General features: G+C 58.9%; 21 protein-coding genes. 14 read left to right on the top strand and 7 right to left on the bottom strand.

Going from position 1 to position 25,014, the window contains the following annotated elements:
- Positions 1 to 193: 193 nt before the first annotated feature.
- Entirely contained in the window at positions 194 to 2,260 is a 2,067-nt protein-coding gene (locus tag Pan189_RS20495; RefSeq protein ID WP_145365939.1) for a vWA domain-containing protein, read from the bottom strand.
- A 208-nt stretch (positions 2,261 to 2,468) separates the two neighbouring features.
- Between Pan189_RS20495 and Pan189_RS20500 the strand changes: the two genes are divergently transcribed.
- Both Pan189_RS20500 and panD read left to right on the top strand, forming a co-directional pair.
- Positions 2,469 to 3,407 carry a cell division protein FtsQ/DivIB gene (locus tag Pan189_RS20500; protein WP_145365940.1) on the top strand — a complete coding sequence of 313 codons (939 nt, stop codon included), beginning with the start codon at positions 2,469 to 2,471 and terminating at the stop codon, positions 3,405 to 3,407.
- Positions 3,408 to 3,672: 265 nt separating this feature from the next.
- Complete coding sequence (gene panD, locus Pan189_RS20505) at positions 3,673 to 4,044, top strand: aspartate 1-decarboxylase (RefSeq protein ID WP_145365941.1); 372 nt, start codon at positions 3,673 to 3,675, stop codon at positions 4,042 to 4,044.
- Positions 4,045 to 4,100: 56 nt separating this feature from the next.
- Here panD and Pan189_RS20510 read toward each other — a convergent pair whose 3' ends face one another.
- Positions 4,101 to 5,156: a DUF1559 domain-containing protein gene (locus Pan189_RS20510; protein WP_145365942.1), complete on the bottom strand. Its 1,056-nt coding sequence runs from the start codon at positions 5,154 to 5,156 to the stop codon at positions 4,101 to 4,103.
- A 755-nt stretch (positions 5,157 to 5,911) separates the two neighbouring features.
- Here Pan189_RS20510 and Pan189_RS20520 point away from each other — a divergent pair.
- Positions 5,912 to 6,844 (top strand): ParA family protein, encoded by a 933-nt coding sequence (locus tag Pan189_RS20520; protein ID WP_145365944.1) that lies wholly within the window; start codon positions 5,912 to 5,914, stop codon positions 6,842 to 6,844.
- Positions 6,845 to 6,922: 78 nt separating this feature from the next.
- Here Pan189_RS20520 and Pan189_RS20525 read toward each other — a convergent pair whose 3' ends face one another.
- A complete protein-coding gene (locus Pan189_RS20525) occupies positions 6,923 to 7,624 on the bottom strand; it encodes a metallophosphoesterase family protein (RefSeq protein WP_145365945.1) in 702 nt (233 codons plus the stop codon).
- Between the two features lie 170 nt (positions 7,625 to 7,794).
- On the opposite strand from Pan189_RS20525, the gene Pan189_RS20530 reads away from it, so the two are divergent.
- Both Pan189_RS20530 and Pan189_RS20535 read left to right on the top strand, forming a co-directional pair.
- Positions 7,795 to 8,118, top strand: coding sequence for a hypothetical protein (locus Pan189_RS20530; protein WP_310820842.1), 324 nt, complete (start codon positions 7,795 to 7,797; stop codon positions 8,116 to 8,118).
- Between the two features lie 164 nt (positions 8,119 to 8,282).
- Positions 8,283 to 11,150, top strand: a complete 2,868-nt coding sequence (locus Pan189_RS20535; protein WP_145365947.1) for a serine/threonine-protein kinase — start codon at positions 8,283 to 8,285, stop codon at positions 11,148 to 11,150.
- Between the two features lie 40 nt (positions 11,151 to 11,190).
- Here Pan189_RS20535 and Pan189_RS20540 read toward each other — a convergent pair whose 3' ends face one another.
- Complete coding sequence (locus Pan189_RS20540) at positions 11,191 to 12,183, bottom strand: adenosine kinase (protein WP_145365948.1); 993 nt, start codon at positions 12,181 to 12,183, stop codon at positions 11,191 to 11,193.
- 418 nt (positions 12,184 to 12,601) lie between these two features.
- Between Pan189_RS20540 and thiC the strand changes: the two genes are divergently transcribed.
- Entirely contained in the window at positions 12,602 to 14,305 is a 1,704-nt protein-coding gene (thiC, locus tag Pan189_RS20545) for a phosphomethylpyrimidine synthase ThiC (RefSeq protein ID WP_375154918.1), read from the top strand.
- A 51-nt stretch (positions 14,306 to 14,356) separates the two neighbouring features.
- Here thiC and Pan189_RS20550 read toward each other — a convergent pair whose 3' ends face one another.
- Positions 14,357 to 15,325, bottom strand: coding sequence for an IS1 family transposase (locus Pan189_RS20550; RefSeq protein ID WP_310820843.1), 969 nt, complete (start codon positions 15,323 to 15,325; stop codon positions 14,357 to 14,359).
- Between the two features lie 630 nt (positions 15,326 to 15,955).
- Here Pan189_RS20550 and Pan189_RS20555 point away from each other — a divergent pair.
- The 8 genes from Pan189_RS20555 to Pan189_RS20585 all read left to right on the top strand — a co-directional run bounded on the left by Pan189_RS20555 (position 15,956) and on the right by Pan189_RS20585 (position 22,848).
- Positions 15,956 to 16,504 carry a DUF433 domain-containing protein gene (locus tag Pan189_RS20555; protein WP_310820844.1) on the top strand — a complete coding sequence of 183 codons (549 nt, stop codon included), beginning with the start codon at positions 15,956 to 15,958 and terminating at the stop codon, positions 16,502 to 16,504.
- Positions 16,501 to 16,887 carry a DUF5615 family PIN-like protein gene (locus Pan189_RS21780; protein WP_375154893.1) on the top strand — a complete coding sequence of 129 codons (387 nt, stop codon included), beginning with the start codon at positions 16,501 to 16,503 and terminating at the stop codon, positions 16,885 to 16,887. The genes Pan189_RS20555 and Pan189_RS21780 overlap by 4 nt, the downstream gene beginning before the upstream one ends.
- A 101-nt stretch (positions 16,888 to 16,988) precedes the next feature.
- Positions 16,989 to 17,417: an aspartyl protease family protein gene (locus tag Pan189_RS20560; RefSeq protein WP_145365952.1), complete on the top strand. Its 429-nt coding sequence runs from the start codon at positions 16,989 to 16,991 to the stop codon at positions 17,415 to 17,417.
- 89 nt (positions 17,418 to 17,506) lie between these two features.
- Positions 17,507 to 18,004: a transposase gene (locus Pan189_RS20565; protein ID WP_145365953.1), complete on the top strand. Its 498-nt coding sequence runs from the start codon at positions 17,507 to 17,509 to the stop codon at positions 18,002 to 18,004.
- Between the two features lie 121 nt (positions 18,005 to 18,125).
- The gene (locus Pan189_RS20570) at positions 18,126 to 19,538 is read left to right on the top strand and encodes a sulfatase (protein ID WP_145365954.1); all 1,413 of its coding nucleotides are present in this window, start codon (positions 18,126 to 18,128) and stop codon (positions 19,536 to 19,538) included.
- A 128-nt stretch (positions 19,539 to 19,666) separates the two neighbouring features.
- Positions 19,667 to 21,505, top strand: coding sequence for an ATP-binding cassette domain-containing protein (locus Pan189_RS20575; protein ID WP_145365955.1), 1,839 nt, complete (start codon positions 19,667 to 19,669; stop codon positions 21,503 to 21,505).
- 186 nt (positions 21,506 to 21,691) lie between these two features.
- A complete protein-coding gene (locus tag Pan189_RS20580) occupies positions 21,692 to 22,405 on the top strand; it encodes a DUF4058 family protein (protein WP_145365956.1) in 714 nt (237 codons plus the stop codon).
- A gap of 8 nt (positions 22,406 to 22,413) precedes the next feature.
- Positions 22,414 to 22,848 carry a hypothetical protein gene (locus tag Pan189_RS20585; RefSeq protein WP_145365957.1) on the top strand — a complete coding sequence of 145 codons (435 nt, stop codon included), beginning with the start codon at positions 22,414 to 22,416 and terminating at the stop codon, positions 22,846 to 22,848.
- A 24-nt stretch (positions 22,849 to 22,872) separates the two neighbouring features.
- Here the strand turns inward: Pan189_RS20585 and Pan189_RS20590 are convergent, their stop codons facing one another.
- Both Pan189_RS20590 and Pan189_RS20595 read right to left on the bottom strand, forming a co-directional pair.
- Positions 22,873 to 23,505, bottom strand: a complete 633-nt coding sequence (locus tag Pan189_RS20590) for a vWA domain-containing protein (protein WP_145365958.1) — start codon at positions 23,503 to 23,505, stop codon at positions 22,873 to 22,875.
- 169 nt (positions 23,506 to 23,674) lie between these two features.
- A complete protein-coding gene (locus tag Pan189_RS20595; protein WP_145365959.1) occupies positions 23,675 to 24,907 on the bottom strand; it encodes a glycosyltransferase in 1,233 nt (410 codons plus the stop codon).
- Between the last annotated feature and the right edge of the window lie 107 nt (positions 24,908 to 25,014).

Here is a 25,014-nt window from a genome sequence, read left to right on the forward strand (position 1 = left end):
CCGCCAAGCAGGGAGAGAAATTGCGACCGCCAGGACGGATTCTGCCCTGCGAAATGACAAGGCTAACGTTGACGCCCACCAAATTCGAGGCCCGAAGCGGTTCGGACTCCGTTGGCAGCAACGGCTCGATTTCGAAACCGTTATTTCCTGCTCAACCCCCCTGACCACCTTGGTCCGTGAGAGGTTCGGAATTCTATCCCGTTCGGGCTAAGAGGAAATCGATCGAGATCGCCGCGAGGCAGAGGCCCAATAGGAGAATCCGCAGGGGAAGGACATCGGCTTGAACAAAGCTCCACCCGCCCCGGTCAGCCGGCCCCAATGGCGACAGGTCCGCGATCGCCGTCGGTTCTTCCCCCCTAGAAACTTGGACTGCGAAGCCGGTCAGGACTTCACCGGACTGAGACAAAACCTCGTAACATCCCGGCCATTGCGTCTCGCTGAATCGATATTCGCCCTCGGGACCAACATCCGCTTGCCACTCGGCAGAGCGCGCCTTCCCGTCCGGGCAGCGAATTGAAACTTGTGATCCCGACACAGTTCCGGGCAGCACGAAAGAGACCGACTCGCCGACCGCTACGTCTTCAATCGAATGCCCGTTTGCAACGTACCTCACCGTTTCCTGAAGCAGCGGCAGATAGCTATTCCCCCAGACCGGCCAAGGACCGGCCAAGTCGGTATCAAGGGATGTCGTGACCACGGCAAACCGTCCCCGGCCCAGCGCACCCGTGACGAGAAAAGGTTGCCCGTTCGAAAGTTCGAGTACCTCATCGATCGACACATCCGGCGACTCGACGGGCATCATCGGAACAAAACCCGTGACGAAGTCGGCGGTCAACCAGCCGTCGCTTCGTGCCCCGATATTCGTCAAAATCGGGTGTTGGGCGTTGGTATTACGGAGTTCAAAAACGGACCCGTCGTCGAGCACTTGAACCGGAGCCTCCGATCGAACTGGAATGCCGAATTGCGACAGGTTCGTTGATTCGGCCAATCCGACAATCAAACCGGTGCCCGCCGACACCTTCTGCGCAATCGACTCCCATTCGGCCGGGGTGATTCGCGACGGACTCGTCACCACGATCACACCCCCGGAAGACAGACTTCTTACGTCGCCCGCACTCGCCGTTCGTCGAATCTCAAATGGAGCTTCCGCGCCTCCAAATCTTTCGGCGGCCCGGAGCGCCTCGGTAGTAAATCTTCCACTACGGTCGTCACCGGTCACGGTCGATTCGACAATGAGAACCGAGATTTGATCGTGGAGCGGGACGACGCGGTAGCGGTTATTGTCCGGGGGAAAAGCGTCGTCAGGAATCGATACCCGCAATGGCAACGCCGCGGCGGACCGGTTGGTCGGAATTTGGATCGATGCGACTTGCCGATTCCGTTCTCGAGTCGGATTCGCTTGGGCCGAGATGCGCCGGCCATTGTAATCAAAAAAGACGCGACGATTCGTCGGCCCGCTCGCTGCGGCATCGGTGGAGATTTCGACGGTGACGTCCAAGGGATCGCCCGCGATGGCCACTCGATCCGGCAATATGATCGAGTCGATCCCCACATTGACGATCGGTTGACCGACTCGGATGGCTTCCGCCTTCAGAAGGCTCAGACCATTGATCGCCCCAGAAGTCCAATCGCCGCGTTCGAAATCACTGGCGACCCAACATGCCGAAACCTGATCCCGCGAATCTGTCGCTCCATGACAGAGCTTCTCGATTTCGCCGACGAATTCCTCCGCGTCGAGTGTTCCGTACGTCGGCTTCAGTCGATGCAGGACTTCGATCGTGCGCGACCGGTCGATCGAAGACCGTGTCAATAATTCGGTCTCTCCGCGGAAGTTCGACGCGGCGATCAGAAATCTCGACGTGTCGCCGGCCGACTCGATTCGATTCGTAAGCTCAGTAATTGCGTCCTCGAAACGGGTGCCCGAGTCGCTTTTTGCTCGCATGGAAGCCGAACGATCCAAGGCGATCAGCACTTCCGGCGAGCCGAGTTCTTCGCCGGGGATCTTCGCATTCGACGAGAGCTGCGGTGCGGCGATCGCCGTAATCAAAGCGGCGACGGCGAAGCATTGCAGCAATGCGGAGAGGGTTCGGCTGCGCAATCCCACCTTCCGCCGCGCTGCGATCGCACGTTCCAACACTCGCATCGGCCCCCATTCGGTGCTCCTCGGGCTCGGCGAAAGCCAACGGGCGGCCAGCCACGGCACTAGTGCCAGCGGCAGCAGCCACAAGAAGTTCGGGTTGAGGAAATTGAGAGAGGTCATGCCGAAAAAGTGAAAACCGATGCGCGGGCGGCCGAAGCAACAACCTGACCATCATATCCGGCGGGAGGCTCCGAATTCCTTCGCGAGCGAAGGATCGAGCCGTAGACGAGTCGCAACGCGAGCCGATGATGACCGATGCCCACACTATCCCGGAATGGATCCGGCTTTTCGCCACGGACGGTGCCTCGCGACGCGCACCCCGATTCTCATGGCGAAAGTCCGCAAGAACCAGACATCGGAGAAAGCGGAGTCGCGAGACGACGAGCCGCCAAAACCGAGCTTACTCGCCAAAGCCCGGCGGCGTGCGATCGCGTTCCTATTTCAGCCGAAGAGATTGGCCCTCGCCGCGATCGCACCGGCGGTCCTGTTGCTCGTGCCGAGCCTGCTGGCCGCGTTGCCGGACATCGGCGATGCCCCGGAATATCAACTTCGCGGCCGCGACATTCAAATCGCCGGAGATCGACCGAGCCTCGTCCCGCACGATTTGCTGGAGCAAGTTGTCGGGACCAACGCTCTCGACGAAAGCTTCAGCATCCTCGACCCGACGCTCGCCCCGCGACTGTCGGAGGCCTTCGAGCGACACCCCTGGATCTCGGACGTGACTCGCGTCACAAAAGACTTTCCGCCACGGGTCGAAGTGTTCGCCTTGTTCAGACGACCGATCGCGATGATCGACACAGGCGACGGCCTGTTTCCCGTCGACGCGAATGCGGTGGTGCTGCCGACGGAAGACTTTGATCTCGCAGCCGCGCGCCGCTTCCCGCTCGTGAAGAATGTCTCATCGAAGCCCTCAGAACCGGCCGGGGTGAAGTGGGACGACCCCGCCGTATTGGGCGCAGCACGAATTGCCGAAGCACTAACGCCCGTGTGGGACGAGTTGGGCCTGACGTCAATCCGTGCGCCCCGGCGCCTAAGTGAACAGGATCGGCTTGTCGACCTGCACTTCGAACTCGATACCGTCGGCGGTTCACGCATCCTGTGGGGACGAGCCCCCGGCAGCGGGCATCCCGGAGAACTGACCATCGCCCAGAAGATCGGACGGCTCAAAAAATATTTGTCCGACTTCGGCAAGTTCGACAAACCGGCCGGGCCCTACGAAATCGACATTCGCCACTGGCAGGAAATGACGCGTCGATCGATCGAATAACAGGAGCGGCGAGAAATCAGATCCCACTCAACAAGCCCGACGCGCCAGCAAGGGACCACGCTCCTCATCTCGCCGAATTTCAGCGGCACACACCAAATGACTGCTCAAAGAATCTGATCGACCCACGTCACAAACGGCAGATCGGAATCGTCATATTTCCCCCGGCGGAAATCCTCACGCGCGGATGGGCTGGTTGCTCTCTGATTGTCCGTGAACACGGCTCTGCTAAGATGGGGGTAGACTTCGAATTGAACCGAGATTTCTCATGCGGCGGACGCTGCTCAAATCGAAAATTCACCGCGCGACCGTGACGGAAGCCGACCTCGACTACGTCGGTAGCGTGACGATCGACCCGGACCTGATGCGCGCCGCCGACATCGTGCCGCATGAACGGGTCGAGATTTACGACATCACCAACGGTCATCGGCTCAATACCTACGCCATCGAAGGCCGGGCCGAAAGTGGTGAGATTTGCATCAACGGCGCCGCCGCGCATCTCGTGACGGCGGGCGATCTCGTTATTATCGCCTCGTACGCCGAGTACGATCGCGACGAGGTCGTCACGCACGAACCGGTGGTCGTGCATGTCGACGCGGAGAACCGCATCTGCTCTGCCGTTGCGAACGCCAATACATAAAAAGCCCACGGGTTGCGACCCGTGGGCTTAAAACGCGTAAGCGCGACACTTCCGGTTTAAAACTCGCCGACGACTTCGCCGCCGTTCATTGAGCCGATGGCCCCAAAGATGGCGTCATCGATATTCTCGCTGATGAACGTGACGTGCCCGTCAGCGAGGATGAACTGCGCACCTCCGGTGTGTGCGCTGCTGAAGTCCTCAAGGTGAACTTCACTGCAAGCGCTCGTGTTTTCCGGAAAGTTCGGCGGATGATCGGCGACGGCCAAAATTCGGGCAAAAGCCTCTTCGCCTTCGGGAATCACACCAGCCCAAGTCGATTCAAACGGGCCCGATTCGGCAACGCAATTCGGGTTGCGAATCAAGCTGCGACGTTCGCCGACCATGATCGTATTGCTCGTGCCGTCTGTAATGTCGCGGATTTGGTTATTCGAATTGTGCGAGAACAAACCGTTCGACTGGCATTCCTGCCCCAAACCGTCGACTCCCTCGCAACCATCGATTTCCAACTCCGCACCGACGCCGCCGATCGCGTTCGGATTCGAATTCACACCCCCGCCGTTACCAAAAATGCCGGGGTAGTTAGAAGATGCGAGATCAACAAGCGCATCCGCCGGGAGCGTTCCGCCCTCTTCCACAATCGTCCAAGTATCTAGTTTTGGGTCCGACGGACAGGCGAACGTCGGGATGAACGTGGAAATCGCGGCTTGGTTGGCGGCGTTGTCGATCGACAAATTGAAGTTCATCGACTCATACAAGTTGGTCTGTTCGAGCTGCGGAAGGATGAATGCCGACCACGCGAAACCGTTGCGGATGTCGGTCCCGCCACCGTTCGAGTTCGTGTCCCCTTCGTAGTCGCCACTCGGGATCGACGCCGAGCCGTCGATGTCGTTACCGACCCACCCCGGCGGGAAGACGCCGTGCGTGTCATGGTAGTTATGCAATCCCAGCCCGATCTGCTTCAGATTGTTCTTGCACTGGCTGCGGCGAGCGGCCTCGCGGGCCTGTTGCACGGCTGGAAGCAACAGGGCGATCAGGATCGCGATAATCGCGATCACAACGAGGAGTTCGATCAGCGTGAATCCGCGGCGGGCGCGGATATTCCGAGTCGTCATGGTTATTCCTTTCGAAGCGACCGTTACGGTCGCCGAATTGCTTGAAAATAAAGTCGTTCGAAGTCGTGCATGCACCGACCGAACCCGAAATCGGGATCTTGGCGCAAGCGGTCGTCCTTCGTGCGAACACGAAGAAAAGCGCAAAATCAACGCTAGCAGCCGATCGTCGGCGGCCCACGCGATTCGAACGTCCGGGGCAAAGCGTGCCCGCGGCAGGACTTCAGCCGCTCAATAGTCGCGGCCAGCAATTCGCCTTCATCGACGATGGCCGGAAGAACCGGCCCGGTCGCCCAGAGGGCTCGAAACTCACAGATCGGACATTCCGAGTGATCGCAGGGAGCTTCTTCGGAGGTCGGCTCGGCGGCGTCATCCGTTGCGGAACCCGAATGCGAATGATCGTGCCCGTGACCGTCATGGTGCCCGCACGAATGCGGGTGCGAGTGAGCACGCGAATGCGAATGCCCGCACCCGGTGATCTCAGATCGCTCCGCAGTTCCCGGGCCAAAGTGTGCGTGATCCCCTCCCGACAAAATCAGCGCAGCCGCATAACCGGCCAACGCTAAAGTTGCGGCGAGTCTTCGCAGGTGAAGCATGGTTCGGGACGTAACGGTCGCCGGATTCGTTTTGGCGATCCTTCGCCGACCTACCGATAGTCTATGCGGGGCCACTGGTGGAAATCAAATTCCGCCCCCGTGAATCACTGGTGAAGAGCGTGCTTCAAGGCGGAAGTACGTCTGACTTGAAAAGGATTTCGCATGCGCACGATTGCGTTGATGAACCAAAAGGGCGGCGTCGGCAAGACGACGACCAGCGTCAATCTCGCGGCCGGTCTGGCCCGCATGGGCCACCGCGTGTGTGTGATCGATCTCGACCCTCAGGGTCACTCTTCGATGCATCTGGGCATCGAAGCGGCTAAGCAGAAGGCGACCGTTTACGACGTTTTTTCGGGTCAGGCAAAACTGGTCGACGCGCGGCGGATGGCCGCGGCGAATCTGTGGGTCGTCCCCGCCGATCTCGACCTTGCCGCCGCAGAGATGGAATTGGTCGATGCCAAGAATCGCGAGTTCGTGCTCAAGCGGGCGATCCGCGAGATGGTCGCCGTTGACCCGTTCGACTACATCCTGTTCGACTGCCCGCCGTCGCTGGGCGTTTTGACAATTAATGCCCTGACCGCCGCCGACGAGGTCATCATTCCGCTACAGCCTCACTTCTTCGCGCTGCAGGGCCTCTCGAAATTGTTGCAGACGACGCAACTGATCTCGCATCGCCTCAATCCGCAGCTCGAAGTCTCAGGCGTCGTACTTTGCCTGTATGAATCGGGAACACGCCTCGCGGCCGACGTGACGGACGACATGACCGAGTTCCTCAAGAAAGCTCCCGCGAATGCCCCTTGGGCAGGTGCGAAAATCTTTGACGCGCGGATTCGGCGGAATATCAAACTCGCGGAAGCCCCGAGTTTCGGTCAGTCGATTTTTGCCTACGCCCCAAGCTGTCCCGGCGGCAAAGACTACGAAGCGCTCGCCGGCGAAGTTCACGCACTGAAATTGACGAACGCGACTGCCGACTCGGAAACGACGGACGAGCCGACGACGATTCCGTTCTCACCGCCAGGCGAATCGAATTCGTCGGAAGCGGAGAATGTCGCAGCCGAGGGCAATCTCGCAGACGATGCCCGAAGCGCTGCGTGACCTGAACGGGGAGCGAGATTTTGCTGCAACGTGCGGTGGCTGCGTTGTCGCTTTGATTCAACGTTCTTTCGCGAAGTTCTACGCGGACTTGTCGGTGCTTCCAGTTCGCAAAACCTGCTCCGCTCTCATCATCACCTGGATGGGAACCGCGGCTTCTCGCAGCGTCGCAATAGTCGCTTCGACGTCATATTCGGTCCGTTTCAACGTCACTACGCCATCGTCGATAATCGCGTAAGCGGCCCGCGCATCGCCATCGCGCGGTTGACCGAGGCTTCCCGGATTGAGGACGGTCTTGTCGCCCAATTCGAGCACGAACGGCAAATGGGTGTGCCCGACGAGCACGAAGTCGGCGTTCACGTGCTTGAGCCTGTCGCGCCACATGTCGGGATCGGCCCCGATGTATTCGTCCATCGGATCTCTGGGCGTGCCATGGACGAGAAAGAATGTGCGATCGTCGAGCACCAATCGCCGTGTGAGCGGGAGCCGCGCGAGGTATTTCATCTCTTGAGGGCCGAGCAACTGCCACTGCAATGCCCGCGTCGCTGCAGACCACTCGCGAAATCGGCCGCCCCCCTTCCCGACCACACGCTGAGCGACGGCATGATCGTGATTGCCGCGAACTCCGGCCGTGACGTTTTCTCTCACCCAGCGCACGCATTCGACCGGTTGGGCCCCGTAGTCAACGATATCACCGGCACACAGGCACGCGTCAAACGGCTCGTCGATAGCGCGTAACGCCTCCCAGTTGGCATGGATGTCGGCGAGGACGAGTATGCGCATGACTGCTCAACCGGCAGGTCGCTGCGTTCGACGCCGGGCCCCTGTTGCGGCGACCAATGCAAACAGGCGGCAAGGAGGGTAAATATACTTAAACGTCAGCGCCATCAAATGTTAAATGAAAACTGCGACAAAGATTTCTTGTCCGCCCCCGGCGATTCCTGATACCCTCTATGGGGCAAACACATCAGGAGCAATTGATGACCGACGACCCGACCTCGAGCTTGACCCTTCGCGAGCAGGTCGTTGAAGCGATCCGACTCAATCGCGAATTGGTCGAGCACCTGAGTTTGGGATTCACGCCGAAAGCGCATGACCTCAAGCGCCTGACACGTTCGGAAAAAAACGATCCGGAACTCGTCAGCGACAACGCCGTCCGGCATCAGGCTGCGGCTGTGCTCGATTCGGACATGTTCGCCCGGCAGCTATTCGAGAAAGTCGATCGTTTCTGCACGTCGATCGAATCCGCAATGGAAGAAATTGCGGACAACCGTTGATTGTCGCAGAAACGTCGCGATCGTCTTTCAAATGACCGTTTTCGATCTGGTCCGTCGAAACGAGAACGAACATCCTTCTGCCTTCAATGTCCTATACTTAGACGCGGCTCGTTTTTGTCGCGACCGACTTTCCCGCCCCGACCGATAGCCAACCGAAGAAACTGATGCACAACGTCGAATCCGACAGTGCATTCACTTCCGAAGAGTCCGTCGAAGCAGACCTGCTCGACGGGCCGCCGCACATTCCGCGCAACGACACCGTCGTGCGTGACGACACAGGCTCTGAGCCGTCGGCCGAGTCCGACCTGTCGGGATCAACCGAGACCTATCACAACCCCGAACTTGACTCGGCAATCGTCCGCCGACTGTTTCCCCCGGCCGATGGAACCCCGGCGGAGCAACTCGCCCCCGATGCGGGCGGTATCGAAATCGACTATTTTACGATCGAAAAACGCATCGGCATCGGCGGCATGGGCGCGGTGTTTCGCGCACTTGACACCCGGTTGCAGCGAATCGTCGCATTGAAAGTGCTCTCGCCATCACTCTCGGCAGAGCCGAATGCCGTGCTACGCTTCAAGAACGAAGCCCGCGCTGCGGCGCGGCTCGACGACTCCGGGATCGCCCGCGTCTACCATTACGGCGAAGCCTCCGGACTGCACTACATCGCGTTTGAATTTATTGAAGGCGTCAACGTCCGCGATCAGATTTGTAAGGTCAATCGCGTCGCCCCGGCCGAAGCCGTCCGCATTGCACTGCACATCACGGCCGCCCTGAAGCACACTGCCGCGATGGGGGTCGTCCACCGCGACATCAAGCCGTCAAATATCATCTTGATGCCGGACGGCCGGGCGAAGCTGGTTGATCTCGGCTTGGCCAGAAAACCGTCGACCGACTCGTATGGAGAATTGACCGTTCCGGGCACCACGCTCGGCACGTTTGATTATATTTCGCCCGAGCAGGCCAAAGATCCGCGGACCGTCGACGTCCGTGGGGACATCTATTCGCTCGGCTGCACGCTGTACCACATGCTGACCGGCGAGCCTCCCTATTCCGAAGGAACGCTGCTTCAGAAACTGCTCGACCATCAAGGAAAATCGGTCCCCGATGCGCGAGTCAAGAACTCATCCGTTCCGGTCGCCCTGTCGGCTGTGCTGAAAAAGATGATGGCGAGCCAGCCGAAACAGCGCTACGCCACGCCGGACGACCTGCGGTTTGATCTGGAACGCGTTGCGAGGGCCGTCGGCTTGCGACTCGACGTGCCGGTCTCCCCCCTTCCCGATCGCCAACCGCACGGCGCGTTCTGGGAGCGCAACGCCATCTGGTTCCTGGCTGGTTCGGTTCTGCTGCTACTTGTCGCCGGGGTTGAGCACTTCGCGACGACCTCGGATGTCGATTCCGGCGTCGAGAATCTCCTCGCCGGCTTGGAACAAGTCGGCCCGTCGACAACCGAAAGCGACGAGGTCTCTCCGACCTCTTCGATGGGGGGAACGTCAGGCTCATCGCAACTAGTCGATGGCTCGGCTGACGGTGCGACGCAACCAGTCGGCGTCGCAATCGGGAGTCCGGAAAGCACGGACGAGTCTCCTTTCCTCTTAGGCACAGACTTGGCCGACGGCCCGGTCCCTCCGTCGCCCGCCGCACCAATCAATCTCCCGAAGCCTCCCTGGAAGGCACCGATTGCCGCCATTGGACCGGCCGAATACTCAGGGGGAGGTTCCGTCAAACCGCAGACGCTGGCCGACCCTCCCGGCGCATCGGGACCTGCGGCTGGCGAGACCGGAACTGTTCTCGCACCACGACCGACGGAAACGCCCGACGGAAAACTGGTACGGCTGATCTCAGCGGACTCCGGCACCTCGACTGCCTTTCGAAGCATCGAATCGGCGTGCGCTTCGGCAGCCAACAATGACGTCATCGAACTGGCATTCGACGGCCCAGCCCAACTTGGGCCCGAACGCCGACCGATTTTGATCGACGGCAAGAACCTGACGATCCGGGCCGTTGAACGGTCTGACGACGGCAAACCCTACCGGCCCGTGCTGCAATTTGAGTCCGATTCGACCATGACTGCTCCGACGAGCGCTCGGATCATCATTCGCGACGGATCGCTGCGGCTTCAAGGCGTCGCCATTTCGGCCACCGTTCCTACCGACGCGAGCGCATGGACTCTAATTTCGTTCCCCCCCCGAGGTTCGCTTCGAATCAGCGACGCCTCGATTACGGTCCGCAATCCGTCGCGCCGCCCCGGCGCCGTGTTCACACCGGCTCCAAGGTCGTCCACAGCGATTTCAACAGTGGTCGCACTTGGCAGTGCCAAGCCGCCAGCGAGCTTTAGCGTTGAAATCGACAATTCGTTCATCCGCGCGGAATCTGCCCTGCTCAAGACGAACGGGAATTCTCCCGGTCGACTCGATTTGAGAAACGTCGCCATCGCGACCGACGGGCCAGTGATGCAACTGACCGGCGGCGTCGAAAACGTGGCCGAAGGCGCCGCGATCGACATGCGGCTTGATCACACCACGATCGTCAGCCGCGGTCCCTTTTTGACCGCAGATGCCGGCTCCGTCCGACAGTCACTCATGCCCATCGGCGTGACCGCGCGTGATTCCATTTTCCGAATCGGTTCTGATCAGCCGTTGATCTCGTTTGTCGGGGAATCGGATGTTGATTCGTTGCGGCGGCTGCTGACATGGACCGGCGAGAACAACCGGTACGACGGACCGGTGGAATTCTGGAGCATCGAAGCGCCGGGCCAAATGATTCCCTCATCGTCACGCGATTTCGATCAGTGGGTCGCCTACTGGTCGGATTCGATGCAAAGCGGCAACGAAGCAACCGCCTCGACCGAACGATTGCCCTGGCTCAACGACCCCGCCTTGATTCCACCCATCGAAATGACACCCGACTACGTTGCCTTCTCGATTAGTTCGATATCCCCCGAAGACATTCCGCTCATTCAGGGAACGCAACATTCGCCCGTCGGCGTCAAGCCGGACGAACTGCCGAGATTTCTCGACACGTCTCGTCCATGACGTCGGCTTCATAATTCAGTTAGCAGGCGCGGAATCGGCTCTAAACCATTCCCGCAAGCTCGTTCACTTCAGCTTCAGTGAACGGCTTCTTCAGACGCGCGCCCATTTGCGACACGATTCTCGCTGCGGCGTGGCTGGCCAAATGGCCGGACTGCTTCCAAGTCAGGCCGTTGGTCACGCCGTACAAAACGCCTGCGGCATACATATCACCGGCCCCGGTCGTGTCGATCGCATCAACAGACACGCCCTCGATCGGGATCACCTCGCCGCCGTGCATTACGATCGACCCGTTCGCGCCGAGTGTCATCGCGACGTTCGAGCAGTGCTGGTGCAACTCTTGAGCACACTCGATCGGATCGTTGAGCGTTGTCAGTGCCCGCGCCTCTTCCAAATTGCAAAACAGCAAGTCGACCGGCCCCTCGATCAGCTTCAGAAACTCGTCCCGGAACTGATGAATGAGAAACGGATCCGACACCGTAAACGCCACCTTCACACCGTTGCGGACGGCGACATCGATGCAATGCAGCGCCGCCGACTTCGTCGGTTCTCCCGAGAAGAGATAGCCTTCGATATAAACGTAGTCCGCCTGCTTGATTTCTTCTTCGCTGACATCTTCGGGGCTGAGAGAAGCCGACACTCCAAGGTGCGTCAGCATCGTTCGCTCGGCGTCCGGCGTGATCAAAATCACGCACGTCCCGGATTGCCCATCGGAAGCTTGGGGGACCTCGATTTCGACCCCGAGCGACCGCATGTCCTGAAGAAAGAAATCGCCAATCTCGTCGTCCCCGACTTTCGCCGCGTAGGCGACCTTGCCGCCGAAGTCGGCAATGCCCGCCACCGTATTCGCCCCACTGCCGCCCGCGCAGCGCGTCGTTTCGGCCCCGTCGAGCGAATTCAACACGCGGATCTGTGTCTCCTCGTCGACCAGAGTCATGATCCCTTTGGCGAACCTCAGCTCCGTGACCAGATCGTCCGATATCCGGGCTTGGATATCGGTCAACGCGTTTCCGATCGCGTATACGTCGTAGGACATCCGTCGTTCCCTTCGCTGCGGCCTGCTGTCGCTGTGAAATTGGAATTCGCCAATTGATCGAGGATGCCGCAGATCGGCCCGAACATCAACCAAGGCACCGGCTCACAGACTCCGGCAGCCCCACCACGCGTTGCATTCCCACCGGCCCCATCTACGATACGGGTTGCGACGGTCGCGCTCCGATTGCGCTGCCCTTCGCTGCAATTTGCCACCAGCCCGAAGACATCCCGCGAGTACGCCGGGGCGTCCATCAGGAGATACCTTCGAGATGACCGACCGCAGCTACGCCTACCCGACGCTCGGCTCCAATCCTTCCACCGCCGCCCAAGGCACCACGCCGGGCAGCTTCGCGAACCGGCCGCAGATCGCGCCCGGAATCGACGGCCGGCTCACCTACTCCTCCCCCGACACCCCCGGCATGCCCGAGCCGAGCGACAAAACGGCTTGGGACTTCCTGCCAGAAGGCTGGAAAGTCAACATGGCGAGCCGGGCGGCGTCAGCCCCCGGAGCCCCCGAGTCAAACGGCCATCACGCCGCAAAAAGCATTGAATTCACCCAAGCCGACGGTACCCCGGTCACCGTCACTCACCCCGCCGACTTCACCCCCTCCACCCAGCTCGAACACGCGCGCCTCGGCATCATCACGCCTGAGATGAAACGCGTCGCCGAGCGAGAGCCGCATCTCACCGCGGCTCAGGTTCGGGACGAAGTCGCCGCGGGGCGGATGGTCATCCCCGCCAACAAGCAGCACCTGAAGTATCAGCTTGACCCGATGGCGATCGGCCGGGCCTCGAAGACCAAGGTCAACGCCAACATGGGGGCCAGCCCCGTCTCCAGCGGCACCGACGAAGAGGTCGAAAAACTAAAGTGGGCCGAGAAGTGGGGAGCCGACACCGTCATGGACCTCTCGACGGGAGGCGACCTCGACGAATGCCGTGAGGCAATTATTAAGAACAGCACGACCCCCATTGGCACCGTGCCGATTTATTCGATGATCATCGGTCGCAAAATCGAAGATCTCGATAAGGCGATGATCCTCGAAACCTTAGAGCATCAAGCCGCCCAAGGAGTCGACTACTTCACGATCCACGCCGGCACGCTCCAGGCACATATCGACTTAATTAAAGATCGACTAATCGGCATTGTTTCCCGTGGCGGTTCGCTCCTCGCGAAGTGGATGATCCACCACGACGCCGAGAACCCCATGTATACGGCGTGGGAAGACATTTGCGATGTCATGCGGGAGCATGACGTCACCTTCAGCATCGGCGACGGACTCCGCCCCGGCGGCTTGGCCGACGCCTCCGACGCGGCTCAATTCGCAGAGCTGCAAGCGCTCGGTGAATTAACCGAGCGGGCCTGGCGGAAGGGCGTGCAAGTTATGATCGAGGGGCCCGGGCATGTGCCGTTCGACCAGATTGAATTTAATGCCAAGTTGCAGCGCCGGCTGTGCCACGGGGCTCCCTTCTATGTGCTCGGCCCCCTCGTAACCGATATCTTCCCCGGCTACGACCATATTACGAGCTGCATCGGTGCGACGAGCATGGCCTACCACGGCGCGAGCATGCTCTGCTACGTCACCCCGAAGGAGCACCTCGGCCTACCCAAGAAGGACGACGTTAAGCAGGGCTGCATCGCCTATAAGATCGCCGCCCACGCCGCCGATGTCGCGTTGGGCATTCAAGGCACCCGCGACCGCGATGACGAATTAACGAAAGCCCGTGCGGCTTTAAACTGGGAGAAGCATTTCGAATTAAGCTTCGACCCCGACACCGCCCGCGCCTATCACGACGAAGACCTCGACGTCGACACCGACTTCTGCGCCATGTGCGGCCACGACTGGTGCAGCGTCAGGATCAGTAAAGAAATCCAGGAATTCGCCAGCGGCAAAGCCGCCGACTACGCCTGGGAGAAGGCCAAGAAAAGCGAAGCTCTCACCCCCGAGCAATTAGAGATTCTTAAGAGCCGCGGCAACCTCAGCCCCCAAGAAATCCACAAACTCGCGTCGAAGACGAAGAAAGCCGTCGGAGCGGAAGAAGGTGAAAAGGCGAGTTGCCACTCGGACTATGTGGATGACAACACGGCGAAACAGGTGCAGGATGAATTGGTGGTTCTCGAATAAATCGTTCAGCCGCGGGCGCCAGCCCGCGCACTTCGACAACCCGGTACTGTCCTAAGAGTGTGTTGCTTTTGCGGCCTCAGTCAGAAGCCGTTCCATGCTCCACTGCTCCGATTCTAACTTGTGAGCGACGGCGGGCGTAGTCTTAATTGTTGAGTGCTTCCGCACGAAGTTATACCACGCGAAGTAGATCGCGAGCATAGCGTCGTGCTGCTCCCACGTCTTGCTGAATCCGTTTGTAAGGCGGGTCATGCGGCGGCACTGCATCCGCAGCGTGAGGTTGCTACGTTCAATGTGTGACGTGCAGACTTTGCTTTTCATCGGTCGGCCAAGTGCGGCAGTTCGTTCGATGCCTATTATTGCGGCCGGGCTGTAACGCCGCGGCCCGTCTCCGTTCGGATCGTTGCCGTACTTCTTAACCAGAACGCCGTGGTCGACTCGACCGTTCAGGTGCGAGTAGACCGCCGTGCGGTACGGATGAAAGCCGTCTGTCGACAACTGGAAGTGCCCGGAAGTCGCTCCGTCGAGTTGTTCGATGAAGGCGTCCGTCGAATCACTGTTCCGCTTGCCGATCATGTAGCAGTAGACCAGCTTCGTTTTGCGTTCGATCGCGATGAAGGTGTAGGCATCGCCGTTCAGCGGGTCGTGATTCAGGCGGCGGGCGTTCTTTTCTTTCGCGCCAACGAATCCCCAAATCTCGTCGCACTGAACATCTTTGGCCGGGATGTTCTGCATCCGGTTGTCGAGGAACTTCTGGCAGTTCGCCCCGACTGTCGAGACGAGTGAGCAAATTGTGTCGCGGTGCAGGTTCGTCATGCGTTCCACGGCCCGAATGCTCATGCCTTCCAGAAGCAGATTGAGGGCAAAGACGGCTTTGTCCATTTCGATCCGCATATCGCCCAACGGACGAACGCCAGTGTCGACGGTCGTCTTCTTGCAGTCCCGGCACCGATACCGCTGGTTGCCGTTCCGGTCTTTGCCATGTTTTGCGAGGCGTTCCCCGCCACATTCCGAACACTTCACGATCACACCTTTTCGCCGTTGCGGCGAAGCCGTATAATCGTCTCTGCCAAGAGTGATTCGGGCTTCGCCTGATTCGCTGTGCCCGGTCGGTGCCAGCCGACCGGGTGTTTTCTTGCGCCGTGGTGCCAGCCACGACCGACTTATTGTAATACAGAAAGTCGACATCACAAGGCTTGATCTGTTACTTTTTTTGTATTACGGTAAGTGCATGAGCAAGCGCATGGGGAGACCACCAAAGCCGGAGTCGGAATCTCTGTCTGAACTCCTGCAATGCCGCGTTACAGCGGAAGACCGCCGCATGTTTGAGCAAGCGGCGCAAGACTCGGGTGGTGTTCTGTCGGATTGGATGCGCGAGCAACTTCGCAGGGCTGCGAAACGTCGGATTGTGAGACAGAAGCGAGAGCGTGTTGAGAAGAGTGCCTGACTACAATGCAGGTGACGTAGACACTTGTTGCGACTCAGGGTATGACAACAAGCACTCAGCGCGGTTCGGGGGGCAACAGCCTAATGGGTATGAAGACGACACGTAAATACGTCGGGAAGGGGCTATACACCGTCCCGGAGGTGGCACGGATCATTGGAGCGCCGTCGTCAACTGTACGCAATTGGGCCGGAGATCGGCCTACATTTGTGCCAATCATTTCACGCGAGCTATCAGCCGATCGGATTATTACATTTGCCGAGTTGATGGAGCTTTATTTCGTCAATCTCTTTCGGCGAGAAGGCGTATCGATGCACACGATTCGCAAGGCTGCCAAAGCAGCAGAGAGGCGGTTCGGAACAAAGCTGCCGTTTTCGGTGAAACGCTTCGATACCGATGGTAGAGCGATCTTTTCCACTCTCTGTCGCTTCGAAGATAACAAAGAGATTGTCGAAGACTTAGCTCGTGCTCAACTAGTCTTCGGCGAGATAATCAAGCCATTCTTTCGTAAGCTTGAGTACGGCACACAAATGATTGAGCGATACTGGCCGCTCGAAAAGTCGGGTCGCATTGTGCTAGACCCAGAGAGACGTTTCGGGCAGCCAATTGACGCCGAAACGGGAGTGCCGGTCGACGCGATTCTTACTGCACTAAAAGCTGGACACGGTCAGGATGAAAAAGCCGTGGCATTTGAATATGAAATCCCTGTGGAGGCCGTGAAGGCAGCGATCAAATATAACAAGTCGCTTGCGGCGTGACCTATTATTTTGACAACAACATTTCGCCGCACCTTGCGCGAATGCTCTGTGAGTTGGAAGTGGATGCCATTGCATTGCGCGATGACATCCCGGCGAACACGCCCGACCACGAAGTATTGATGCGACTGGCGAATAGTGGGCGGGTGTTTGTGACCGGCGACCGAAAAATGCGCCGCGACCCACTGACTAAGGTTGTACTTCAAGATAGGAATGTAACCTGTCTCTTCTTTGCCCCATTTTGGGACCACCTCCAGTTGTGGCCTTGCGCAGCTTGGATGACTCGACATTGGCCTAAAGTGGATGGGTTTGCCGCCAAGATGAAAAGGGGCGAGTGCGCGGAGATTAAGCAACGCGGCTCGTGTGAGTTTCGTCCGATCACATGAGTTTGATACCAACACACTCTTAGGACAGTACCGACAACCCGACCAGCGTGGACATCGGCTTCGCCCTATGATGGAATAGTGACCAGAAAGGAACCTCTTCCATGAACGAGCAACAGATGGGTCGCTTCAGCGTCGAGTTCGAGATCGTAAACGACGAGGACCTGATCCTTGCGAAGCGAGGGCATTTGGACCCATCGCAGGTTCGCCGCAAGACGATCTCCGGCTGCGTCGACACAGGTGCCAGCCGACTCGTACTGCCCCAATCGGTGGTCGAGGAACTCGGCTTGCCAAGCCGCGGTACGATGCGTGTCCGCTACGCCGACGAACGCAAAGCGGTCCTTAACGTCGTGGACGAGGCCCGCGTGTTCCTCTTTGGCCGCACCGGCACCTTCACCGCCGCCGTGGAACCGAATCGCGAAGAAGCCCTGATCGGCGCGATTGTGTTGGAAGACCTCGATTTCCTGGTCGACTGCCCGACTCAGAAACTCGTGCCGCGGGATCCGGAGATGGTATTTACGGAGCTTGAGTAGGAAGCCAGTAACAGCCCGAGGCATTAAACGTCGAAAAAGACAAGCCCGAGGCGCAAGCCGTCGGGAGAGAGCGGAGGGGAAGTTCGAACATGGCCCAACCTCCGCAGCCGGAACCGCTCGCCTTCCTGCTCACTTGGACGACTTACGGCACGTGGCTGCCGGGCGACGCGCGTGGGTGGTTCAAAAAACGAACTTATCGTCAAGAGACTGGCGATGCCGTGAGGCTTCGGCGAGCGAACGAACTGATGTCAGAGTCAGCCGTGATTCTTTCGCCGGAACAACGGCAAGTAGTCGACGCAATCATCCGCCGACATGCTGAGGTGCAGGAGTGGAACCTTCTTGCCGTGAACGCGCGAACGAATCATGTGCACGTCGTGATTGGCTACGCGGGCATTAACCCCAAGATAATGCGTCAGCAGTTTAAACAATGGAGTACACGGGAGCTTAAGAAGCGCGACCCTGCTCGCAAGAAGTGGTGGACCGAGGAGGGGAGTTGCCGGCATCTGAACCATGAGGAGCACGTGGAGGCGGCGGTCGAGTACGTCTTGAACGGGCAGGATGGTCGGCGGTTTGAAGTCATGGAGTAGCGAGGGACGCTCGTTGATCATCCCGACGGCTGGCGCCTCGGGCTTGTATGCTTAGTCCGGTGGACGAAGCGGCGCAACCGGGTTAGCCTCGGTATTGAAATAGTTCCAGCCGGGTGAAAGCATGTTTCGCTCATTATTCGCTGCATTCCTGATAGCTTTCAGCTACGCGAGTGCCTCCGCAGCAGCCCCCAACATCCTCCTCATCTGCGTTGACGACCTGCGGCCCGAGCTAAATTGCTTTGCGGTCGACTACATTCATTCGCCGAACATCGATCGGTTGGCGGCGGAGGGGCGGTCCTTCTCGCGGCACTATGTGCAGGCGCCGACGTGTGGCGTTTCGCGCTACTCGCTGCTGACCGGGCGGTACGGCAATTATAACTATGGGAATCACCTCTTGGCCGAACGGGCGAAGAGGATCAAGCGCGGGGAAGAAGTACCCGCCAGCATGCCCGCCTATTTTCGAGAACGTGGATATCGGACCGTATCGATCGGCAAGGTCTCTCACTATCCGGGCGGGCTTGGCGGCGAGGCATGGAACGACCGGTCGCAAGTGGAGATGCCCAATTCATGGGACGAGCAGTTGATGCCGTGCGGGGCGTGGGAGACGCCGCAGGGAGCGATGCACGGGCTCGCCCACGGGCAGACCCGGCAGGACCAGCCCAAGAAATCGATGCCGGTGTTTCAATCGGAGGAGGGACCGGACGACATTTATCCCGATGGGGTGATGATCGAGGGAGCTCTTAAGAAAATGGAAGAGTTGTCGGCCGGTGATGAGCCGTTCTTCTTCGCCGTGGGCATTATTCGACCCCACCTGCCGTTCGGCGCACCGGCGAAATATATGGAGCCGTATCGCCACATCAAACTGCCGGCGATTCCGCATCCCGAAAAGCCCGACTTCCCGACCACATGGCACCGGTCGGGTGAATTTAATCGCTATCAACTTTGGGGCAAGAATCCCAATCAAGACCAGGAGTTCGCCGACGAAGTTCGCAAGCACTATGCCGCCTGCGTGACGTACGCCGACGCCTTGGTCGGTCGGCTGCTTAAGAAATTGGAGGCGGGTGGGAAGTCGGAGAATACCATTGTCGTCCTCTGGGGCGATCACGGCTGGCACCTCGGCGAGCACGCCGTGTGGGGCAAGCACACACTGTTCGAAGAGTCGCTGCGGTCGCCGCTGATAATTAGGGTGCCGGGCATGGATCGGCCGGGCGAAATGTCCGGCTCGATTGTCGAAACGATCGACATCTTCCCCACACTCGCCGACCTCTCTGACCTGCCGCAGCCGGAGTATATCGACGGCGTATCGCTTCGTCCGATTCTAGCCGACCCGACGGCACCAGGACACCCGGCGGTCTCCTACACCAAGGCCAAGACGATCCGCACCGACCGCTGGCGGATGATCCGGCACGCCAACGGATATGTCGAACTTTATGACCACGAGACCGATTCCGGCGAGACGGTCAACGCGGCCGACGAGCATCCGGAGCACGTTGCAGATTTGATGCAGTTACTTGAGAAGCGATTGGGGCTCTAAGTCACGCAGGTTGTCTGCTCCGCAATGCTTTGAGACGCCTATCAGACTACAATGTCGCCGTTACCTACCGATCGTTCCGGCGATAATAGGCTTCTTCTTCCGAGTCCTTCCAAGCGATTCATCCCTAAATGCCCCTGCTGCAACTTCGCGACCTTTCCTTCACCCACGGCGGACCGCTGTTGTTGGACCGGGTGAATCTATCGATCGACCGCGGGGAGCGGGTCGGGCTCGTCGGGCGGAATGGGATGGGGAAGTCGACGCTGTTGGGGCTGCTCGACGGGACGCACACGCCGGACGACGGAGAGGTGTTGCGGGAGTCGGGGGTGCGGATCGCCCGCTTGGTGCAGGAGGTGCCGCAGGGGACCGAAGGCAGGGTCTCGCAGATTGTCTCCGGGGACGATCAGGCGGATGGCGGCGACATCGATCCCGCGAACACTGCTGATCCTGCTGAAATTGATTGGAAGCGGGAGCAGGCGGTCGAGAAGGTACTCAGTCGGATGGACCTCGACGGCGAGGCGATTTTCGCTCGACTCTCTTCCGGGATGAAACGGCGTGTTCTGCTCGCCCGAGCGCTGGTCGATGAGCCGGACGTGTTGCTGTTGGACGAACCAACCAACCATCTTGATATTGAATCGATCGCGTGGTTGGAGCGATTCTTAAAGGGTTACAACGGCGCGATTGTGTTCGTGACGCACGATCGCGTGTTCTTACAAGCGCTCGCGACAAGGATCGTCGAAGTCGAACGTGCCCGCCTGTTTGACTGGACCTGCGATTACGCGACGTTTCTTAAGCGCAAGGAAGCGGCGCTTGACGCCGAAGAGCAGCAGAACAAACTTTTCGACAAGAAGCTCGCTGAAGAAGAAAAATGGATTCGCCAAGGCATCAAGGCCCGGCGAACACGCAATGAGGGCCGGGTCCGGGCGCTCAAGCAGATGCGAGAGGAGCGGGCCCAGCGTCGCGACAAAATGGGCAACGTCCGGATGGGACTCGCCGCGGCGGAGCGGTCGGGGCAGCTTGTCGTGGAGACGGAGTCGCTGCGATACGAAATCGGTGGCCGGACAATTCTGCAAGATGTTGAACTCTTAATCACGCGCGGGGATCGGGTTGGGATCATTGGCCCGAACGGGGCGGGTAAGACGACGCTCTTAAAGCTAATGCTCGGCGGGCTAGAGCCGACCGGTGGGACGGTGAGGCGCGGGACGCATTTAGAGATCGCTTACTTCGATCAGCTGCGCGAGACGCTCGACGAAGACGATTCGGTCGTCAACAACGTGGGTGAGGGTGCCGATCAGATTGAAGTCAAAGGGCAGTCGCGTCACGTCTACGGGTATCTGCAGGACTTTCTCTTCACTCCCGATCGTGCCCGGCAGCCGGTGCGGATGTTGTCCGGCGGTGAGCGCAACCGACTTCTATTGGCAAAACTATTTAAGAAGCCTGCGAACCTGCTCGTCCTCGACGAACCGACGAATGACCTTGACGCCGAGACGTTAGAACTACTCGAAGAACTGCTTTCACAGTTCGGCGGGACACTGCTAGTCGTCAGTCACGATCGCGCATTTCTGAATAATGTTGTCACGCAGATTTTGGCAGTTGAAGGTGACGGCTTCGTTAAGGAATACGCCGGGGGTTACGACGACTACGCGGTTCAAAAACAGGCGGCAACAAAGTCAGAACTTGAGTTGAGTGAGGATTCGCCGTCGAAATCGAAAAGCGGTAACTCGGGTTCGACCAACGGTAAAAAGCCGAAGAAGCTCAGCTTCAAGGAGCGTTCGCTGTTGGATCAACTTCCGCGGACGATTGAAGAGTTGGAAGCCGAACAGGCCGAGCTGCAATCGGACATGTCACAGCCTGAATTTTACCAGCAGCCATCGGATCAGATTACCGCGGTGTCAGACAGGCTCGAGGAAATTTCAGCAAAGCTGTTAAAGCTTTACGAGCAGTGGGAGGCACTGGAATCACGGGCTTGATCGGTAATTCTCGGCGCAGGCGCTTCTCCGCATTCAGAAGATGCACTCGACTAAGAGATTCCGGCACTTCTGTTTCGCCAATCGGCGTCGATCGGAATACAATTTGCAGGTGCAGACGCACTTTCAGGCGAAGTCATCGTCACGGGCGAAGCGATGAGTTACCGATTCTGTTAAAATTGGCGAACCATGCACCAAATCAACGAAATCTTGATTCGGGTTGAGTCAAAGAGGCTGTGGGGCTATTTTCACAAAGATTGGTTAATTCAAATTCGTCAGTCTTTGAGATCCCAAATCCCCTCCACATTTCGGGTCTTCGTTGAGTCGGAAGCGGTTCTGATCACACCGGAGTCGGCAGGCCCGGTGGCGACCAACTTACCCGATATTTCGGTCGGTCGGCTCGATTCTGATTCCCTCGGGGACAGTCGCTTCGCCGCCGAGGCAACGGCCGCGGTGGTTGATGTGGAGGAGCTTTGCGAATCCGAAACTCACTATCAACTTGTAATCCGCCGCAGCCCTGAGAACCGCATCGTCGCCGTACTCGAATTACTCTCGCCATCGAATAAGGGGGTTGGAAATCGGTTTGATCAAGAGCGGCACCTGCGAAAGCGTGACGACTTCATTGCCGCCGGCATCAATCTATTGGAGATTGATGCTTTAAGCGAAGGGCATCGTGATCTGCCAACCGCGTTGACACCTTTAAACGGATTCGAACGCCTCGCGTGGACCGTCAACGCCGATCAAGATAAAAGAAGATTTCGTGGCTGGGGCTGGAATGCCGATCAATCCCCTCCGACGATCGACTGGCAGCTCGATGCTTCGGTCGGTGCGTTGGTCGACTTATCCGCCACAGCCAAAGAAGCGATTGACTTTAACAATTGGGATGAATTGGCTTCGGAGTAGCTTTCTGAATGCACCACCTACTCCTCATTCACGCCGCGGCGACCTGGTATCTCGTCGGGCTGATCTGGACGGTTCAGGTCGTCCATTATCCGTTGTTCGGCAACGTCGGGGTCGAAAAGTTCGTCGACTACGAACGCGAACATACCGAGCGGATCAGCTTCGTGGTGATCGCCCCGATGCTGATCGAACTGGCGACCGCGTTTTTAATTGCCATGCCGTGGCTGATCGGGCTCGAATTGAAGCGAGATCAAACGGTGGCCTGGCTCGGTGTGGGACTGGTCGCCTTGATTTGGCTGTCGACGTTCGTATTACAAGTGCCCCAGCATACGAAGCTGGGAGCGGGTTTCGATGAGACTGCCCATCGGATCCTCGTCACCACGAATTGGATTCGAACACTGGCTTGGACGCTGCGCGGCGGGATTGCGCTGTGGTTATTGAGATGACTCAGCAACATTTTGGCCCGCGTCTTATTTCATCTCGTCGCGTTCCTGCGCTGTAAAGTCATTGCTGACCGTTTCGCCGGAACGTCGCTGTCTTCGCATCCGCGAGACCTTCGCGCTGGTCATCGCGTAGGCGGCGGCGACCTTATCTTGGGCGAAGTTGGCCGCCCCGGATGCGTGCATCCCCATGCCGCCGGCTTCGGCGAAGGCGTCCTGGTTGGCGCCGAGGAACGTGAATTGCCAGTTGTAGTCTTTCTGCTGGCGTTCGATCATGTTCCGGAGTTGGCCCTTATCGAACTCACGGCTGGAATTCTCATGCCCGTCGGTCATGATCACGAAAATCACAAGGCCCGGGCGATCCTGCTCACTCATTCTTGAGAGCCGCTCGCCCGTTTCGTTGATCGCGCGGCCTACGGCGTCGAGCAGCGCCGTCATGCCGCGAGGCACAAGTTCGTACTTCGGCACGTCTCCAATCGGGACGCCGCGGTGGACGAACTCGTACTCGGTGTCGAACTGCACGAGCGTGAGAACAGCGTCGCCTTCCTCAAGTGCCTGTTCAGAGATAAACGAATTCACGCCCCCTTCAGCATCGGAATGAACCTGCTGCATCGATCCGCTGCGGTCGACGACAAGGGTGATGTCGGTGAGATCCTGTTTCATGGCGAAGTCCTTTCGAAGTGACGATTTGAGATGACTTCTATTGAGACGCGATTTGATGGCAGCCGGTTCACAGATTTCGGCGAGTTCGATCGTTAAGCCAACATGTGTGAAGACATTCGCTCAATGCCGGCCAACTTCGGCTTCTGAAAAATCTTCGAGGAATTGCTTCTCACAACCGTTCGACGGCGTCAGCCGCTCGCCGGAGCCCCTCCGATGCCGACAGCCGCCTGCTCAACTCCTCGGCCCGGCGCTGCATCTGTTCGTCAGCCAATAATTGTCGAAGAGCATCCGCGGCACCACGTCGGTTAAATCGCGGCATAGGGACCGTTAAACCAATTGCCAGACGCTCTAAGCGGCTGGCGTTGTCCGGCTGATCATTCGCGATGGGCACGATAAGCTGCCGGACGCCCGCGGCGATCGCTTGCGCGACAGTGCCGATTCCGCCGGGATGAACAATCGCCGAGACGTGCGGCAGCAGTTCTGAGAGCGGCACGTAGTCCACCAAATTAATTGATTCCGGCAGAGACTTGGGTCGGTTTTCGCCGAACCTCGTCAATAAAATAGCCGGTCGCTTGATCATATCGCAGGCGGCGACAGCCTCACGGACGAAGCTCGCCGCTTGCCGGTTCGCCGTTCCGGGCGTGAAGACAATCGGCTGCGGGTGCCGGTTCAAAAACTGTTGTAAATTGGCCGGCAGTTCCGCTTCTTGATTCTCATCCCACAGCGGGAAAGAGGTCAGCGTCAATTGCCGTGGCCAATCGGGCTGCGATGGCCCGTACCATTCCGGCCACAGACCGAGCACCGAATCGGGCGAGTTCCACCAGCGAAACGTATTGCGTACTGGCGGGAGGCGGAGTTCCGAGCGAAGCTCATCCGTCACGCCACGAACGGCGGGATCGACCACGACGTTGCGGCCGAACCACAACTGAAATCGGCGGACCCAGCGGGGAGCGTTCGCCGTGATGCCGTAGAGTGCCGGCGATTGGTAATCGCTCCAGAGCATCGACGGTTGCAAGTGGACGGTGACCAACTTGATCCCGAGCGACTCCTGTGCGGTTCGGGCGGCGAACCCGAACGCATTCGCAACGACAACGAGGTCTCCCTCGTGATGAAGTCGCTCGATCAACCGATACTGCTCCCGCAGAATCCGGCCGACGCCGTCATGTGTAAGAACGTTGAAACTCCGCCGCGGGTTTAATAAATCGGGGTGCGTTGTCACGTATTCGTAGTCTTCTTCCGTTCCGAAGGGAACGAATTCAAGCCCCTGCCGCTCGGCGAGCCCTGCGAAGTGGGCACTGGTGGCGAGCGTGACGCGATGGCCGCGCCTTTTCAGTTCGAGTCCCAAGCCGACGAACGGGTGGACATCCCCGTGACTGCCGAACGGGAGCAGGAGCGCGTGCATGCGGAGCGAGGTATTGAAGAAAGGCCTTGAGAGATCGATACCATAAGCGGAAGCGGCAATGCGTCATAACCGTGGACGCGTATAAAAACGCGGCGGCACCTTGAAGT

Origin of the sequence: Stratiformator vulcanicus, from assembly GCF_007744515.1 — a bacterium.
Taxonomy (GTDB): Bacteria; Planctomycetota; Planctomycetia; order Planctomycetales; family Planctomycetaceae; genus Stratiformator; species Stratiformator vulcanicus.